The organism is Mesorhizobium sp. M00.F.Ca.ET.216.01.1.1 (assembly GCF_004010325.2).
Classification (GTDB): domain Bacteria; phylum Pseudomonadota; class Alphaproteobacteria; order Rhizobiales; family Rhizobiaceae; genus Mesorhizobium.
In genome coordinates this window covers 1-16,753 of the sequence record NZ_SADR02000025.1, presented here as the reverse complement: position 1 = coordinate 16,753, position 16,753 = coordinate 1, and the positions used below count along the sequence as shown (strand labels likewise).

The window sequence follows — 16,753 nt, the reverse complement described above, 5'->3', positions numbered from 1 at the left end:
ACGTCAGCCGCGTTTGACCGGCCGTGCCGGATTGCCGACGACCGTAGTGTTCGCAGGCACGTCGCGGGTCACCACCGCACCCGCCCCGACGATTGCGCCCTTGCCGATGGTGACACCGCCAAGGATGATGGCAGTTCCGCCGATCCAGGCGCTGTCGCCGATCTCAACCGGCTTTGCGATCTCCAGCCCTGCCTGCCGTCCGGCGGCCTCCTTGTGGTGCTCGGCGCAATAAATCTGCACGTTGGGGCCTAGCAGCACTCGCTTGCCGATGCGGACAATTGCCGTGTCAAGGATAGTGCAGCCAGCGTTGAGGAAGACGCCGTCGCCGAGAAAGATGTTGAAGCCGTAGGCACAGTGGAACGGCGCCTCGATCCGGGCACCATCGCCCGCGCCGCCGAGCAGCGGCTTCAGACGGGGCCCGATCTCGCCACGTTGCCGGGGTGGCAGGCTGTTGTGCTCGAATACTGCATCTCGGGCGACGACGCGCAGCGCCTCCAACTCCGGATCGAGGCAAGAATACCACTCGCCAGCTGCCATCTTTGTGCGTTCACTTCCCGTCAAGGCCGGCGCCTCCTGCATTATCGTATGGCAAAGTGTCAGAGTTGATCCCTCTTTGGTCAAATGCCGCGCCTATGCTAGCCTGCCCTGGCAGGGTTGTCCCAGGTCCTGACATCGAGGGGATCAAGCATGCTGTACGTTCTTGCACTGCTGATCGGCGTCATCGCCGGCCTGCGTGCAATGACTGCGCCCGCCGCGGTCGCCTGGGGTGCCTGGCTCGGCTGGCTGCCGGCCGCCGGAACCTGGGCTGGTTTCATGGGCCATTGGATCGCCGTCGGCATCTTCACCATCTTGGCGATCGTCGAGCTGGTCACCGACCAATTGCCGTCGACGCCGAGCCGCAAGGTGCCGCAGCAGTTCGGCGCGCGCATCATCATGGGCGCCTTCACCGGCGCAGTGCTCGGTGCGACAGGCAGCATCACCATTGGCGGCCTGATCGCCGGCGCACTCGGCGCGGTGGTCGGCACGCTGGGCGGGGCCCAGGTGCGCGCACGGCTGGCTGCCGCCATCGGCAAGGACCTGCCCGCCGCCCTCATCGAGGATGCGGTGGCGATCATCGGCGGCCTGCTTATCGTGGCGGCAGTGGTATGACGGCAAAGACATTCGACGCCATCATCATTGGCGCCGGACAGGCCGGCCCGCCGCTCGCCGGCCGGCTAGCGGCAGCCGGGATGAGCGTTGCGCTGATTGAGCGAAAGCTTGTCGGCGGTACTTGCGTCAACACCGGCTGCATGCCGACCAAGGCGATGGTGGCCAGCGCCTATGCCGCGCATCTTGCCCGCCGCGCCGCCGACTACGGTGTGACGCTCTCCGGTCCTGTCGGCGTCGACTACAAGATGATCAAGGCGCGCAAGGACAAGGTCTCGAACGACGCCCGCACCAACCTCGAAAGCTGGATCGGCGGCATGGACAAATGCACGCTTTATCGCGGCCATGCACGCTTCGAAACCGCCAACACGGTGCGCGTCGGCGAGGACTTGCTGAGCGCGGAGAAAATATTCCTCAACACCGGCGGCCGCGCCTCGGTGCCTGACCTGCCCGGCGTCAATGACATCTCATATCTCACTAATTCCTCGATGATGGATCTCGACGTACTGCCGCGCCATCTCGTCGTCGTCGGCGGCAGCTACATCTCACTCGAATTCGCGCAGATGTTCCGCCGCTTCGGCAGTGATGTCACAGTGATCGAAAAGAGCCCGCGGCTGATCGACCGCGAGGACGAGGATGTCTCGGACGCCATCTTGTCCATCTTCGAAAATGAAGACATCAAGGTTCATCTCGGCGCCGGCGACATCAGCTTTGCCAAACAGGGAAACGACATTGCCGTGACCTACTCCGCCGGCAAGGCGCCGGCGGTCGGCTCGCATGTGCTGCTGGCGCTGGGCCGGACGCCAAACACCGACGATCTCGACCTGGACAAGGCCGGCGTCGAGGTTGACAAACGCGGCTTCATTGTTGTCGACGACCAGTTGCGCACCAGCGTGCCCGGCATCTGGGCGATGGGCGACTGCAACGGCAAAGGCGCCTTCACCCATACCTCCTATAACGACTACGAGATCGTCGCCGCCAACCTGCTCGACAACGATCCGCGCAAGGTGAGCGACCGCATCGAGGCGTACGCGCTCTATATCGACCCGCCGCTCGGCCGTTGCGGCATGACTGAAGCCGCGGTGAGGAAATCCGGCCGTCGCGCGCTGGTCGGGGAGCGGCCGATGACCCGCGTCGGCCGCGCCGTCGAGAAAGGCGAAACGCAAGGCTTCATGAGGATTCTGGTCGATGCCGACAGCAGGGAAATTCTCGGCTGCTCGGTGCTCGGCCCGGGCGGCGACGAGGCGATACACTGCGTGCTCGACCTGATGTATGCCAAGGCGCCGGTCAGCACGCTGGCGCGAGCCATGCATATCCATCCGAACGTCTCGGAACTCCTGCCCACCATCGCCCAGGAACTGAAGCCGCTGGTGTAAAGTCGGGCGCAGGCATTGGAACCGTTATTGCCCATCGCGACCCTTCAGGCTGCCGCCGAGTGGCCTCGTTGCGCCCATAACGCGAAAAGCTGGACCAATCGACAGCGAACCTTCGACGGGGCATGTCTCCCCGTGTTCGTCACGGAGGCATCACATGCAGAAATCGATCGAACGCATCGCCGGTGACAGCGAGGGCGTTTCCTACGAATTCCCGGTGTTCCGCTTCGAAGGAACGGACAACACAGCATCTTCGGCCTATCTGCAGGCCGCACTCCATGCCGGCGAGCTGCCAGGCGTCGTCGCCATCGATGCGCTGATGCCGATGCTGACCAAGGCCCAGGCCGAGGGGCGCATCAAGGGCTCGATCACCATCGTACCCCAAGCCAATCCGGTCGGCCGCGCCCAGTATCATTTCGGCGAGCACCAGGGCCGTTTTCACTTGGGCACGCGAACCAACTTCAACCGCGGCTTTCCACTGCTCGCCGTACCCGACACCTCACTGTTGCCGGACACGGCGCTTGGCACGGCCGATCAGCGGCTGAAGACCCGGCTGCTGCAATTGTCGATTGGCCACGACATCGTGCTCGACCTGCATTGCGACGACGAGGGCCTGGCCTACCTCTATGTCCACACCGGCCTGTGGCCGGCGATGGCCGATTGTGCGGCAGCCATGGGCGTCGATGCGGTGGTACTGTGGGATGAGGATACCGACGGCACTTTCGAAGGCGCCTCGATCATGCCGTATCAGAACGCTTCGGCAGACGTGGCGCGGTTCGACCGGCGCGTCGCCGCCACGGTCGAATACCGCGGCATACTCGATGTCGATGGCGCCCTGGCCGGCTCCGATGCCGAAGGGCTCTACCGGCTGCTGGTGGCGCGCGGCGTGATCGCCGATCAGGCCCTGCCCGCGCCTAGTGGTTTCGCCGGCATCGTCGCTCCGCTCGAAAACATCGACATGATGCCCGCACCCCGCGCCGGCGCTATCCTTTATGACGTGAAGCCCGGCGACCGCGTCGCCAAGGGCGCGCGGCTTGCCACCATCATCCATGCACCGGGCGAAGCCGGCGGTCGCGCTGAAGTGTTCGCGCCGCAAGCGGGCGTCATCCTGACACGGCGTTCCCGACGCATCATCCGTACCGGCGAAGACCTGCTGAAGCTGGTCGGCGACAAGAAGAGCGCCGACGCGAGGTCGGGGACGCTGGAGGACTGAGGGTAGGAGCCATTTTGGCAGCGTGGCATTCGGTCCCTCCGAATCCGCTTGCCGACCCGACCGTTCGCCGCTATTGAAATCGCCATGAACATGCGTTCGATCAAGACCGTTTGGTGGTGGGCTCGCTGACAGCGGCCTGTTCGAACGCGTGCGCGTGAAAATAGAGGGTGGCCGCAACGGAATGTCCGGGCGGCCATTTGTTTTTTCAAGCCATTCCCGGGTCCGTTGCCCAAGACGCTGATGGAGACGGCAATGACGACGAAAATTCTGGACAACGGGGCGGAGCGCTTCGTCACAGCGGGCGGTGTGACGATTACCCGCGAGCGCCACGACCAGCCTTACGAAGGTGCGATCGATGCCTATGTTGACGGGCTGAACTCGCGCCGCGGCGCCGTGTTTTCCTCGAATTACGAATATCCAGGTCGTTACACGCGCTGGGACACCGCCATCATCGATCCGCCGCTGGTGATATCGGCGCGCGGCCGCGCCATGCGCATCGAGGCGCTGAACAGCCGCGGCGAGGTGCTTTTGCCGGTGATCGGCAAGGCGCTCGCCGAGCTTGCCGACGTGGCGATCACCGATACGTCGAAGAAACTCATCCGCCTCGACGTGGCCAAGCCCGGCCGTGTCTTCACCGAAGAGGAGCGCAGCCGCGTTCCCTCCGTCTTCACCGTGCTGCGTGCCATCACCGCTCTGTTCAGGACCGAGGAAGACGCCAATCTCGGCCTCTATGGTGCCTTCGGCTACGATCTCGCCTTCCAGTTCGATCCGGTCGACTACAAGCTCGAACGCCAGCAAAGCCAGCGCGACCTCGTGCTGTTCCTGCCCGACGAGATCCTTGTCGTCGATCACTATTCGACCAAGGCCTGGACCGACCGCTACGACTATTCCGGCGACGAGTTTTCAACGGAAGGGCTGCCGCGCGAGGAGATCGTCGAGCCGTTCAGGACCGCCGACCGCATCCCGCCGCGCGGCGACCATGAGCCCGGCGAATATGCCGATCTGGTGCGCAAGGCGATGGAAAGCTTCAAGCGCGGTGACCTGTTCGAGGTGGTGCCCGGCCAGATGTTCTACGAGCGCTGCGAGACGCCGCCCTCCGACATTTCCCGCAAGCTGAAGACGATCAACCCCTCACCCTATTCCTTCTTCATCAATCTCGGCGAAGGCGAGTACCTGATCGGCGCCTCGCCGGAAATGTTCGTGCGCGTCAACGGCCGCCGCGTCGAGACCTGCCCGATCTCGGGCACGATCAAGCGTGGCGACGATGCCATTTCCGACTCAGAGCAGATCCTGAAATTGCTCAATTCGAAAAAGGACGAATCCGAGCTCACCATGTGCTCGGACGTCGACCGCAACGACAAGTCGAGGGTCTGCGAGCCGGGCTCGGTGCGCGTCATCGGCCGCCGCCAGATCGAGATGTATTCGCGCCTGATCCACACCGTCGATCACATCGAGGGGCGGCTGCGGGAAGGCATGGATGCCTTCGACGCGTTCTTGTCGCACGCCTGGGCGGTCACTGTTACCGGCGCGCCGAAACTGTGGGCCATGCGCTTCATCGAGCAGAACGAGAAGAGCCCGCGTGCCTGGTATGGCGGAGCGATCGGCATGGTCAATTTCAACGGCGACATGAACACCGGCCTGACGCTTCGCACCATCCGCATCAAGGACGGTATCGCCGAGGTGCGTGCCGGCGCAACGCTGCTCTTCGACAGCGTTCCCGAGGAAGAAGAAGCCGAAACCGAACTGAAGGCATCCGCCATGCTCTCCGCCATCCGCGACGCCAAAGCCGGCAATGCCGCCGGCACCGAACGCACCACGGCCCGCGTCGGCGACGGCGTCAACATCCTGTTGGTCGATCACGAGGACAGTTTTGTCCACACGCTCGCCAATTATTTCCGCCAGACCGGCGCCAATGTCTCGACCGTGCGCTCGCCGGTGCCGGAGGAAGTGTTCGAACGGCTGAAGCCAGACCTTGTCGTCCTGTCGCCCGGCCCCGGCACGCCGAAGGATTTCGATTGCGCCGCGACCATCAAGAAGGCACGCGCCCGCGACCTGCCGATCTTCGGCGTCTGCCTCGGCCTGCAGGCACTGGCCGAGGCCTATGGCGGCGAACTGCGGCAACTGCATATACCGATGCATGGCAAACCGTCGCGCATCCGCGTGTCAAAGCCGGGCATCATCTTCTCCGGCCTGCCCAAGGAGGTGACAGTCGGCCGCTATCACTCGATCTTCGCCGATCCGGTGCGGCTGCCGGACGACTTCGTCGTTACTGCAGAAACGGAGGACGGCGTCATCATGGCGTTCGAGCACCGCAAGGAGCCTATTGCTGCGGTGCAGTTCCATCCGGAATCGATCATGACGCTCGGCCACAATGCCGGCATGCGCATCATCGAGAACATCGTCGCGCATCTGCCACGCAAGGCCAAGGAAAAGGCCGCTTAGCCGGAGTTTCCACGGCTGGAACCGACCAATGACAGCAATTGAGCCGAAAACAGCCGCCAGACGCAAAGTCGCTAACCTCGCCTTCAGGTCGATCGTCGTCGCTTGCGTCGTGCTCGGCCTGAAACTTGCCGCCTGGTACATCACCGGTTCCGTGGCGCTGTATTCGGACGCGGCTGAATCGATCGTCAATGTCATTGCGTCGGCGGCCGCCTACTGGGCGATCCTGGTCAGCTACAAGCCGGCCGACCAGGATCATCCGTTCGGCCATCACAAGGCCGAGTATTTCTCTGCCGTTCTGGAAGGGGTGCTGATCGTGGTGGCGGCGCTGTTGATCCTGAATGCGGTCTGGCGGTCCTGGCAGCATCACGCCCCCATCGAGCAGCCCTGGACCGGCCTTGCCGTCAACGGCGTTGCGACAGTGATCAACGCCTTCTGGGCCTGGACGCTGATCCGCGCCGGACGCAGCGAAAAATCGCCGGCGCTGGTCGCCGACGGCAAGCACATAATGACCGATGTGGTGACCTCGGTCGGCGTCTTTGCCGGCCTGGTCGGCGCCGTGCTGAGCGGCTGGCAGATCCTCGACCCCGCACTTGCCGTTATCGTGGCGCTGAACATCCTTTGGCAAGGCTGGCATGTCATCGGCTCGTCGATGAACGGGCTAATGGACCGCGCTGTCGACACCCAGGAACACATGCACATCCGCGACATCATCTCGGCCAATTGCAAGGGTGCGCTGGAAGTTCATGACTTGAAGACGCGCATCGCCGGCCGCGCCACCTTCATCGAGTTCCATCTGGTCGTCGATGCCGACATGTCGGTCGGCGACAGCCACGTCATCTGCGACCGCATCGAGGACGCGCTGAAAGCCGAGATCCCCTCGGTTCGCGTCACCATCCATGTCGAGCCCGACGACGAGGCAAAGCTGCCTAGGGGCACGACGGCCGTTCCGTTCGCGTGAAGCGTCTCGATCCCTGACGTGCCGGTCCGAGCAGATCGATTACCTGAACAAGTCGTCCAAAACCGACCGGTCCTGCTCCGCCGGCCTTTCCAGTGCCGCCTCGGCGAAATCGTCGTCGACTGTTCCGGTCGCCTGGTCGAGCCAGGCCTAATCCTGCGCAAGCGGTTCGAGAATTACGCTATGCCCGTGGCGGCGGATCGAAACCTCCTTGGTTTTGATACGGAATTCCTTGGGTAGGCGCACTGCCTGAGAACGACCTGACCAGAACACCTTTGCCTTGTTCATCGTGCCATCTCCTCAGGGCGCGCAGGCGGATTGCGGCATCGGGGTCAGCCGAAACACCTTGTCGTCGGATCTGGTGTCGCCTTCCGCCACCTTTGAGCAGAGGTCGACGATCGGCAGCGAGCTGTTCGGGTTGGCCAGCATCATCGTGCCGTTGGCGCCACGGCGCAGGAAAATTTCCTTCTGCGCGATATCGCAGGAAAAATCGCTCATTTTCGCGCTGGCCGCGCAGCGCCACTGGTCCGCCTCGCCCTGGCAGAAATAGGTCTGCGTGACCTTGCCCGACTTCTGCCGCGTGGTGACCGAAATGGTGACGTCGGCTCCGTCCGGCCAGCTGGCCACATCGCCGTTGGCGAACGACGCCAGTTCGATCGGGCCGCGGAAAACCCGGATGGATTGCGTCACCTGGCCGGGATGCGAGCCGAGATGCGCTGCATCGTAGTCGCGGCCGTAGCAGAAGGCCTGGTCCGGCTTCAGCCGCTCGCGCAGCGGCGGGCCGAGTGCCGGATCGATCGGATCGATGCGCGCGAACTCCGCCTTGCAGGTCGCGGCCGGCATCGGGTCGAGCCGGAAGCCGTCATCCTCGTTGCCCAGCACCTGCTTGTCGTATTCCGCCGCACCGAGCTCGTCTTCCGCTCCCGCATCGAGATAAAGATCGGGCTGCACGTCGAAAACGATCAGCCGGCCTTTGTCATCGACCTTCAGTGAGGCCATGGTGCGATCGCAATCCATGCCGCAATGGATCGCGCCGGTCGTGCCGTCCCCGGACTCTTTGTTGCACCAGCCGCCGACCCATTCCGGCGCCTGGGCGCCGCGCACCGTCGTGGCCATGAAGGAGTTGTAGGACGTGTCGGATCCGGGGCTTGACTCCTCGTTCGGATGGCTGACCGGATCGGGACCGTAGTAGAAGAAGATCCGCGCCACCTTCTGATGCGGGTGCGCCTTGAGATGCGCTGCCTCATAGACTCGTCCGAAACAGGCATCGGCGCCGTTCGGGCTGAGTTCCGTAAGCTTGGGTGTGTCGTCGGCGAACGCTGTGCCGGCAAGTGCGGCAAATAGGGCGACGCCAAATCCGGTGCCCAACATAGCCTTCGACGTCATGTTCCCCTCCTCGCATCGACACGACGCGGCGTCAATTTATGCTAGGATCGGTACCGAGGCCACGCAATTTGTGAGGCCGGCAACAGGAGGGGAAGTCATGCGACGCCGCGACATTTTCCGTGCGGGTCTTGCCGGAGCCGCTGGCCTTTTTGGGCTACGCCAGGTCAAGGCGGCAGCCGTGGAAGAGGAAAGGCAAAAGGTCGCCTATCACCTCAGCGATCTCGACAAAGTCAATTTCGTGCTCGGCAACATCAAGAACCACTATGAAGGCACCGGCGGCAATGTCGACATCGCCCTCGTCGTGCATGGTCCGGCCCTTGCCGCCTTCAAGTCCAAGGGTATATCCGCCGCGGTTTCCGGGCGTTTCGCTGGGCTTGTCCAGGAAGGGCTCAGCCCACACGCTTGCGCCAACACCATGCACGGCATGGATATCTCGCTGGCCGACCTGCTCGACGGCTTCGACGCCGCCGAGAACGGCGGCGTCGTCAAGCTCGCCGAACTGCAACGCCAGGGCTATGTCTATATCAGGCCTTGAACGTGACGGCGGCGAGGGCCTACGAATGACGGGCAAAAATCCCGGAGGACCAAAAGTGCCAGCCACCACGACCACCCTTGTCACCCCCACCTTGGTCATCCCAGACCTCGCCGGCAAGGCGGTGCTGGTCACCGGCGCATCGACCGGTATCGGCGCCGCGCTCGCACTTGCCTACGCCGCCCAGAAATGCCGCGTCGCGCTGCATTACAATTCAAGCCGGGCGGCCGCCGAAAACCTGGCCGGGACCATTCGCGACAGCGGCGGCGAGGTGTTCCTGACCCAGGGCGATTTCTCGGCTCCCGCCGATGTCGAGCGGGTCGTCGAGGACAGTGCGCAACATTTTGGCCGCCTCGACGGCCTGGTCAACAATGCCGGCGGCATGCTCGGCCGCGTGCCCTATGCCGAGCAGACCGAGGCGCATTACGACGCGGTGATGAACCTCAACGCCCGCTCGGTGCTCACCGCCTCGCGGAAGGCGATGCCGTGGCTGAAGCGCCAGGGCGGCTTCATCGTCAACACCTCGTCGATCGCCGCGCGCAACGGCGCCGGTGGCGGCGCCGGCCTCTATGGCTCGGCCAAGGCCTTCGTCTCCAACGTAACGCGCGGCATGGCCAAGGAACTGATCGGCTTCGGCATTCGCGTCAATGCTGTGGCGCCCGGCACCATCGCCACCCCGTTCCACGAGCGCTATTCGACCGACGAGCAGATGAAGGGCATGGTGGCCACCATTCCGCAGGGCCGTGCCGGCACGGCCGAAGACTGCGTCGGCGCCTATCTGTTTCTCTCGTCGGACCTTTTGAGCGGTTACATCACCGGCCAGGTGATCGAGGTGAATGGTGGCCAGTTGATGCCTTGAGCGGCGATCTGCATACTCCTTGTCGCGCAACCCAAGGGAGCAAAGGGAATGTACGGACTGATCGGCAAGATGCGGGCGGCGCGCGGCCAGCGCGACGCGATCATGGACGTCCTGCTCGCCAGCACTGGCGCGCTGCCGGGCTGCCTGAGCTATGTCATCGCCAAGGACCCGGCAGACGTCGACGCCATATGGGTGACCGAAGTGTGGACCGACGCCGAGAGCCACAAGGCTTCGCTGCAACTGCCCGAAGTCCAGGCGGCGATCGCCAAGGCGCGACCGATCATCGCCGGTTTTGAATTCCAGGTTGAGACCCGTCCCGTTGGCGGCTTCGGCCTGCCTCCTGTCAAAACGGACTGACCCCGAGGCGGAAGCAACCAACCTTTTTTGCCGCCGCGGGGTTCGCATCTTCGCTCTTCGGAGCTAAGAGCAAAATATGGATTCCTTGCCAGACCAGTCGACCGTTGAGCGCATGGCGCGGATACACAAGGTCTGGCAATGGCTGGCCATCCTGATTGTTTCCATCCTGTTCGCTGGCGCGCTGGAATTCGCCGCCCTGCCCGCGGCGCTGCTGATCGGACCGATGCTCGCGGCCATCGTCGCCGGCACCAACGGCGCTACAGTGCGCGTCCCGCGCCCTCTGTTCGGCTCGGCCCAGGCAGTCGTCGGCTGCCTTGTCGCCGGCTCGATCTCCGCCGGCATCTTTCCGGTCTTCTACAAGGAATGGCCGCTGTTCCTCGGCGCCGTGGTGGCGACAGTCGCCGCATCCAGCCTGCTCGGCTGGCTGATCAGCCGCTGGCGTATCCTGCCCGGCACCACCGCGGTCTGGGGCTCATCGCCGGGTGCGGCCACCGCCATGGTGCTGATGGCCGGTGCCTTCGGCGCCGACCAGCGCCTAGTCGCTTTCATGCAATATCTGCGCGTCATCTTCGTCTCGATGACAGCGGCCCTGATCGCCAGGATGTGGGTCGACACATCGGGTATCGAGATCCCGGCCGTCGTCTGGTTCCCGCCGATCCAGCCGGCAGCCTTCGCCGCGACGCTCGGCGTGGCGCTGGTCGGCAGCCTGCTCGGAAAAGTGCTTAGGCTGCCGTCGCCCGTCTTCCTCGGCACTTTCATTTTCGGCGCCGCGGTCCATCTCGGGCTCGGCGTGACGATGCAGTTGCCGCATTGGCTGCTGGCACTCAGCTATACCTTGGTCGGCTGGTCGATCGGGTTGAACTTCACGCGGCCTATCCTGCGCCACGCGACGCGGGCGCTGCCGCAGATCATCGGCTCGATCGTCGTGCTGATCGCCTTTTGCGGCGGCCTCGGCTTCATCATCAGTCGCCTGCTCGGCATCGACCCACTGACCGCCTACCTTGCAACCAGCCCCGGCGGCGTGGACAGCGTCGCCATCATCGCCGCCGCCGCGCAGCACGTCGACATCTCCTTCGTCATGGCGCTGCAGTCGGCCCGCTTCCTCGTCGTGCTGCTGGTCGGGCCGAGCGTGGCGAAGCTAGTGGCGAAAAGTGTGAAGCAATAAGAACCCGCCGCATCCTCTCCTGAGTTCGCAGCGTGGTTTCGTCGGGCCCGCCTTGCTGCCCGGCGACAGCACCAACCAGCCTGAGCGCAAACCGCAAAAAATAACTTGACTCAAATACTCAAATTTGAGAGCGCGTCACGGCAAATTCTGCACGGACGATGGAGACGAGTTGATGCGGACGCGGCCGACGACATGGCGCTTGGGGATAACATTGCTGGGCAGCGCTGCGATGCTCGGCCAGTCCGGGCCGGCCCGCGCCCAGGACGCCGGAAATGTCACCGTCCTCGAGAAGATATCGGTAAACGCCGAGAGCGACGAGATCCTGGTACAGGATGGCTACGTCGCCAAGAAAGACCGCATCGGCACCAAGATCGATACGCCGATCGTCAGGATCCCGCAGGCCATTTCGGTGGTGACGCAGAAGCAGATCGAGGACCAGAAGCCGCGCACGTTGAACGAGTCGCTCGGCTATACGGCCAGCGCCAATCCCAACAGCTTCGGCTTCGACACCCGCTACGATGCCTTCTTCCTGCGCGGCTTCCAGGCCTTCTATAACGGCATGTTCCGCGACGGGCTGCGCCAGTACAACGGGCCCTCGGCCTGGTTCAAGACGGAGCCTTACGGCATCGAGGGCGTCACCATCCTGAAAGGTCCCGCATCCTCACTCTATGGCGTCAGCGGCCCGGGCGGCATCGTCAACCTCGTCACCAAGCGCCCCAAGGAGGAACAGTACCGCGAAGTCGAAATGCTGATGGGCGAACACAATCGCTTTCAGGCCGGGCTTGACGCTTCAGGCCCGGTAAATGAGGACGGCAGCATCCTCTACCGCTTCACCAGCCTTGGCCGCAAAAGCGACACCGAACTGCCCGGCTATCCCGACGACAAGATCTATCTGGCGCCGGCGGTCACGTTCAAGCCAGACGACGATACCAAGCTGACCATCCTCGGCGAGTATTCGAAATCCGTAACCGGCGGCACTGCTGCGTTCTATAACCCGGTCTATGGCGCCCTGTCGGACATCTACGAGGGCGATCCCGCCTGGAACGACTTTGCCCAGAGCCAAGGCCGCATCGGCTACGAGTTCGAGCATCGCTTCAACGACGTGCTGACGGTCCGGCAGAACCTGCGCTACAACGCTGTCGACGCCGACATCGAATATAGCGGTCACTATTCGATCGATCCAGATCAGCCGCTGCAGCGCTACTGGGGCCACTACACCGAGAACATGAAGAACTTCGTCGTCGATAACATGGCGCAGTTTGAGTTCGACACAGGCCCGGTCAGGCACACGGCGGTAGGCGGCGTCGACTACGCCTGGTCCGACTATGATGCCGGCAGCGGGCTGTCCTATGTCTCCGTCGACGACATAAAGGCCGCGCCGGTTCCCCACCTCGGCGGGCAGGAGATGAACCAGCTCGGCATCTACCTGCATGACCAGATGGAGTGGAACGATTTCACCCTGTTCGCCAGCGGTCGCTACGATTGGGTCGACACCACCTCCACCGCCGCCGACTTCACCAAGTCCAAGCAGGACGACAGCGCTTTCTCCGGCCGGCTCGGCCTGTCCTATCTGACCGAATGGGGCATCACCCCCTATGTCAACTATTCGACGTCGTTCTCGCCCAACATCGGTTTTGTCTATGACGACGTCAGCAGCGACATCGCGCGCGTCGCCCGTCCGACCATCGCGACGCAGGGGGAAATCGGCGTCAAATACGAAATCCCGGACTATAACGCGACCGTCAGCGCCGCCCTGTTCGATATCGACCAGAAGGATGGCGTCGTGTTCGACGCCTCGACCGGCATCAACAAGCAGCGTCAGCTCGACCTGAACTCGCGTGGCGTCGAAGTGGAAGCCGATGCCTCCCTCGATAATGGCTTCAGCGTCATCGCCTCCTACACTTATCTGCGTGTGAAAATCGAACGCGGCGCCGAAGGAACCGTGGGCAAGGAACTGTCGGCGACGCCAAATCACATCTTGTCGCTCTGGGGCCACTATCAGTTCGAGAACGGCACGCTGGAGGGCCTCGGGCTGGGCACAGGCGTTCGCGTCGCCAGCAGCAGCTACGGCGACGACACCAACACCTTCAAGAATGAGGCGCGCGCCTTCGTCGACGCCTCGCTCTCCTACGATTTCGGCTACCGCAACCCCGACCTCGAGGGCGTGAAGCTGCAGGTCAACGCCAAGAACCTGTTCGACAATCAGAAGACCATCTGCTCGGCCGGCTATTGCTATCGCGACGAAGGCCGCTCGCTGTTCGCCAGCTTGCGTTATCGTTTCTGATGTCCACCGTCGTTTCGGATCGGGCATCCTCGTCGCCTGTCGCCGTCGTGCTGGCGATCGGCGGCCTCTATGTCGCGCAGAGCGTGATCGGCGGCATCACCTGGACGGGCCTGCCTGCCGTCATGCGCGACCAGGGCTTGCCGCTCGATCGGATCGGCCTGGTTTCACTTATAGCGCTGCCATGGGCGCTCAAATTCCTGTGGTCGCCGGCGATCGAGCGCTATCGCCTTCCACCGGTGGGGAAGGCGCGCACCGGCACGATCGTCGCCGCTGGCGGCCTGGTGTCCGTCGCCGGACTGTGGGAGGTCGGCGCGCTCGGCGCGGCCGCATGGTGGCCGGTCCTGGCCTGCCTGACCATTGTCGCCTTCGCCGCCGCCACGGTCGACATCGCCTGCGATGGTTTTGCAGTGCAAAGCCTCGCAAAGGAAAACCACGGCTGGGGCAATGCCGCGCAGGTCGGCGGCGCCTATCTCGGCTCCGCTATCGGCGCGGGCTTGTTCCTGTTTCTGGTCGACGCCTATGGCTGGCGGATCGCCGTCTGGGCCATGGCCGCCCTGCTCCTGCTGCTCGGTCTTCCCTTCCTGCTCGGCGCGACCAACCGGACGCACGACGAGACGCGACCGCACGTTCCCTCGCTCGCCGGCGCATTGCGGCGTCCCGAAATTCGGCGCGGCCTTGCCGCGTCGGCGATCTACGTCGTGGCCCAGAAGGCGGGACTGGCCATGCTTGGCCCGTTCCTGATCGACGCCGGGCTCGATCTCTCCACAGTCGGGCTGGTGAACGGCGTCGCCAGCATGTTCGTCGGCATCGCGGCAGCACTCGCCGGCGGCGCTCTCGTCAGGTGGTGCGGCACCCGCAACGTGCTGATTCTGGCGCTCATCCTGCAGGCCGGATCGCTGCTCTTCTTTTCGGTTTTCGACCTTCTTGGCGGCTTCTCGACCACCATCCTGATAGCCGTCGCTATGCTCAGCTCATCGGGCTTCATGGCGCTTGGTTTCGTGGCGCTTTACGCGCAGTTCATGCGCTGGTCGGACCCGAAGCAGGCCGGCGTGGACTTCACGCTCTTCCAGTGCATGGACGCCCTGGTGAGTATGGCGGGCGGGATCGTGGCGGGCTACGCAGCGCAGTATTTCGGCTATGGCGCATTCTTTGCCGGCGCAGGCGCGGTCGCGCTGCTGGCGGTGCCTGCAATTGCCATTGTATCCGACCGTCGCTGACTGCGCGCCGCGTCCGTCGGCGCGCACTATTCCTCGCCGCCGTCCGCCCCGTCCTCGCCTTGCGCCCCGCGGCGCCAGTAGGCGGTGACCAGATGCCGGTCGCGCGGTAAGCCCCACTCCTTGCGGACGATCTTGCGGATCTCGCGAAAATCGCCAAACTCGCATCCGGCCCATACATAGCCCGGAAGCGCCATGCGGTTCCGCTGCCGCAGGACCGTCGGCAGCAGTCCGGCAGTACCGGCCTCGCGCCCATGCCGATAAAGCCAGGTAATGTCGATGTTCTTCCCCGTGGCCAGCGATACCCGGTCTTCGGGGCCATCGACTTCGATGAGCGCCTCGGCGCGGGTTGACGGCGAGAGATGCTCCAGGATTCTGCCAATGGCGGGAAGAGCGGTTTCGTCGCCGAGCAGAAGCAGGTTCTCCGCTTCGGGCACGCCGCCACCGCCAGGTCCAATCATGCCGATGACCTCGCCCGGAAACGCCTTTTCCGCGAAAGCCGCGGCCGGCGTCTCCCTGCCGGGGTGAAGGACGAAATCGACATCGAGCCAGCCGCTTGCGGCATCCAGCGCCCGGATCGTGTAGACCCGGACGACGAGAGCATCCTCGCCCGAGGACCAGGCCAGCAGGCCGTCGGCGCCTGTCGTCGGCCACACCGGCTGTCTGCCGTGCGGCGGCAGCAGCAGCCGCACATGCAGGCCACCACGGCCAAACCGGCCGAGATCATTGCCGGCAAAGCGGACGCGCTGCATGTGCGGAGAAATCCGCATCGAGGACATCACCGTGATCTCGCGGAAGAAGACCGGCGTGCCGGCGTCGCTACCGTCGCCTTGCCAGCGTATACCTTTCGTCGTGCCGAAATGTTCCGAAAAATGGCCGGCCACCGCCATTTTCATGTAGGCGAGGCAGGTTTCATCTTCCGCCGCGACCTGGATCAGCACGCTTTCGTCATCGAACCTGGCGCTCAACGAACCGTAATGCGTGCGAAATTCCCATTGATCGGCAACGCCGGTGTCGATCTCGAATTCGCAGTGCTCGGCGCGCAGTCTGTCCATCACCGACTTGATGGCAGCGTCCCTGATACGTGTCTGCGCGCTCAATTGATCCATCGTTCAGCCTTTCGATACCGGTTGGTGCGAAGTCACCACAGGACGTCGGCGCCGTTATCGGCATGCCACAGCCAAACCGGTGTTTCCATAGAAACTTGATGAAAGTTATCATATTTTATGGAGTGGCTGAGCTTGAGACCATCGGACCCAAAAGCGGGAACCGGTTTGAGAAAATCCGATGCTCGAAGACAGAGTGGCGGCAGTGCCGGAGCGAGGCGGAAGACCATGATCGTCACGGCAGCAGAAGCCCGCGCTTCCCAGGAGTGCTGCTGGTTTCTCAGGCGATCACTAGGCTCGAGATGAGATCGCCGTCGAGCGTGAAAGTCATGTCGCCTTCGCCGTTGAAACCTTTGCCTTTCACGGCAATCCGGACGCGATAGGCGCCATCCGCCGACGCGATGCGGACGATGCGGAGCTGGGACTGCACGCCGATATTGTCCGACTGGTTCCAGCGTGCGATCTGCTCGCGGCCCCTGAAAGACCGGCCCCAGTCGCGCAGGAAGGCGTCGGAGGTGAAGGTGTCGAGAAAGGCTTGGCAAGTCTGGCGCATTTGCCGCGTGCGGGGAAGAGCATCCTGGAGCAAGCCATAGCCCACGGCTTTGAATCCGGGTTAACGGATTGAAGGTTGGAGGATCTGTTCGAGGTATTTGTTGTTTCTTGCAGCGCGCTTTCGGCGCAGCTTGATGCTTCGCTTGTCGTCGATTGATCGCACGAGGTT

The 16,753-nt window shown here is 63.6% G+C and carries 15 protein-coding genes and 1 pseudogene; 11 read left to right on the top strand and 5 right to left on the bottom strand.

What is annotated here, in order from left to right; translation table 11 throughout:
• Positions 1–3: 3 nt before the first annotated feature.
• Positions 4–561, bottom strand: a complete 558-nt coding sequence (locus EN859_RS27025; protein WP_127855784.1) for a sugar O-acetyltransferase — start codon at positions 559–561, stop codon at positions 4–6.
• A gap of 126 nt (positions 562–687) precedes the next feature.
• Between EN859_RS27025 and EN859_RS27020 the strand changes: the two genes are divergently transcribed.
• From EN859_RS27020 to EN859_RS27000, 5 genes are all read left to right on the top strand, one after another.
• Positions 688–1,149 (top strand): DUF4126 domain-containing protein, encoded by a 462-nt coding sequence (locus EN859_RS27020; RefSeq protein ID WP_127855783.1) that lies wholly within the window; start codon positions 688–690, stop codon positions 1,147–1,149.
• On the top strand, positions 1,146–2,522 hold the full coding sequence (locus EN859_RS27015) for an FAD-containing oxidoreductase (protein WP_127855782.1): 1,377 nt from the start codon (positions 1,146–1,148) through the stop codon (positions 2,520–2,522). Before EN859_RS27020 ends, EN859_RS27015 begins: the two co-directional genes overlap by 4 nt.
• Before the next feature lie 154 nt (positions 2,523–2,676).
• Positions 2,677–3,732: a succinylglutamate desuccinylase/aspartoacylase family protein gene (locus EN859_RS27010; RefSeq protein WP_127855781.1), complete on the top strand. Its 1,056-nt coding sequence runs from the start codon at positions 2,677–2,679 to the stop codon at positions 3,730–3,732.
• A 252-nt stretch (positions 3,733–3,984) separates the two neighbouring features.
• Positions 3,985–6,174 carry an anthranilate synthase gene (locus EN859_RS27005; protein ID WP_127855780.1) on the top strand — a complete coding sequence of 730 codons (2,190 nt, stop codon included), beginning with the start codon at positions 3,985–3,987 and terminating at the stop codon, positions 6,172–6,174.
• A gap of 28 nt (positions 6,175–6,202) precedes the next feature.
• Positions 6,203–7,132, top strand: coding sequence for a cation diffusion facilitator family transporter (locus EN859_RS27000; protein ID WP_127855779.1), 930 nt, complete (start codon positions 6,203–6,205; stop codon positions 7,130–7,132).
• Between the two features lie 39 nt (positions 7,133–7,171).
• Here the strand turns inward: EN859_RS27000 and vapB are convergent.
• Together vapB and EN859_RS26990 are read right to left on the bottom strand one after the other, a co-directional pair.
• Positions 7,172–7,417 (bottom strand): annotated as a pseudogene (gene vapB / locus EN859_RS26995) (type II toxin-antitoxin system VapB family antitoxin).
• A gap of 12 nt (positions 7,418–7,429) precedes the next feature.
• On the bottom strand, positions 7,430–8,515 hold the full coding sequence (locus tag EN859_RS26990) for a hypothetical protein (RefSeq protein WP_127855778.1): 1,086 nt from the start codon (positions 8,513–8,515) through the stop codon (positions 7,430–7,432).
• Between the two features lie 97 nt (positions 8,516–8,612).
• On the opposite strand from EN859_RS26990, the gene EN859_RS26985 reads away from it, so the two are divergent.
• The 6 genes from EN859_RS26985 to EN859_RS26960 all read left to right on the top strand — a co-directional run bounded on the left by EN859_RS26985 (position 8,613) and on the right by EN859_RS26960 (position 14,929).
• Entirely contained in the window at positions 8,613–9,050 is a 438-nt protein-coding gene (locus EN859_RS26985; protein ID WP_127855777.1) for a DsrE family protein, read from the top strand.
• A 55-nt stretch (positions 9,051–9,105) separates the two neighbouring features.
• Positions 9,106–9,906, top strand: coding sequence for an SDR family oxidoreductase (locus EN859_RS26980; RefSeq protein ID WP_127855776.1), 801 nt, complete (start codon positions 9,106–9,108; stop codon positions 9,904–9,906).
• Positions 9,907–9,954: 48 nt separating this feature from the next.
• On the top strand, positions 9,955–10,263 hold the full coding sequence (locus EN859_RS26975; RefSeq protein ID WP_127855775.1) for a putative quinol monooxygenase: 309 nt from the start codon (positions 9,955–9,957) through the stop codon (positions 10,261–10,263).
• 76 nt (positions 10,264–10,339) lie between these two features.
• The gene (locus tag EN859_RS26970; protein ID WP_127855774.1) at positions 10,340–11,428 is read left to right on the top strand and encodes an AbrB family transcriptional regulator; all 1,089 of its coding nucleotides are present in this window, start codon (positions 10,340–10,342) and stop codon (positions 11,426–11,428) included.
• 172 nt (positions 11,429–11,600) lie between these two features.
• Positions 11,601–13,712, top strand: coding sequence for a TonB-dependent siderophore receptor (locus tag EN859_RS26965; RefSeq protein WP_127855773.1), 2,112 nt, complete (start codon positions 11,601–11,603; stop codon positions 13,710–13,712).
• The gene (locus EN859_RS26960; protein ID WP_127855772.1) at positions 13,712–14,929 is read left to right on the top strand and encodes an MFS transporter; all 1,218 of its coding nucleotides are present in this window, start codon (positions 13,712–13,714) and stop codon (positions 14,927–14,929) included. Before EN859_RS26965 ends, EN859_RS26960 begins: the two co-directional genes overlap by 1 nt.
• Before the next feature lie 26 nt (positions 14,930–14,955).
• Here the strand turns inward: EN859_RS26960 and EN859_RS26955 are convergent, their stop codons facing one another.
• Positions 14,956–16,035, bottom strand: coding sequence for a siderophore-interacting protein (locus tag EN859_RS26955; protein ID WP_127855771.1), 1,080 nt, complete (start codon positions 16,033–16,035; stop codon positions 14,956–14,958).
• 277 nt (positions 16,036–16,312) lie between these two features.
• Positions 16,313–16,630: a nuclear transport factor 2 family protein gene (locus EN859_RS26950; protein WP_245525713.1), complete on the bottom strand. Its 318-nt coding sequence runs from the start codon at positions 16,628–16,630 to the stop codon at positions 16,313–16,315.
• Positions 16,631–16,753: the final 123 nt, after the last annotated feature.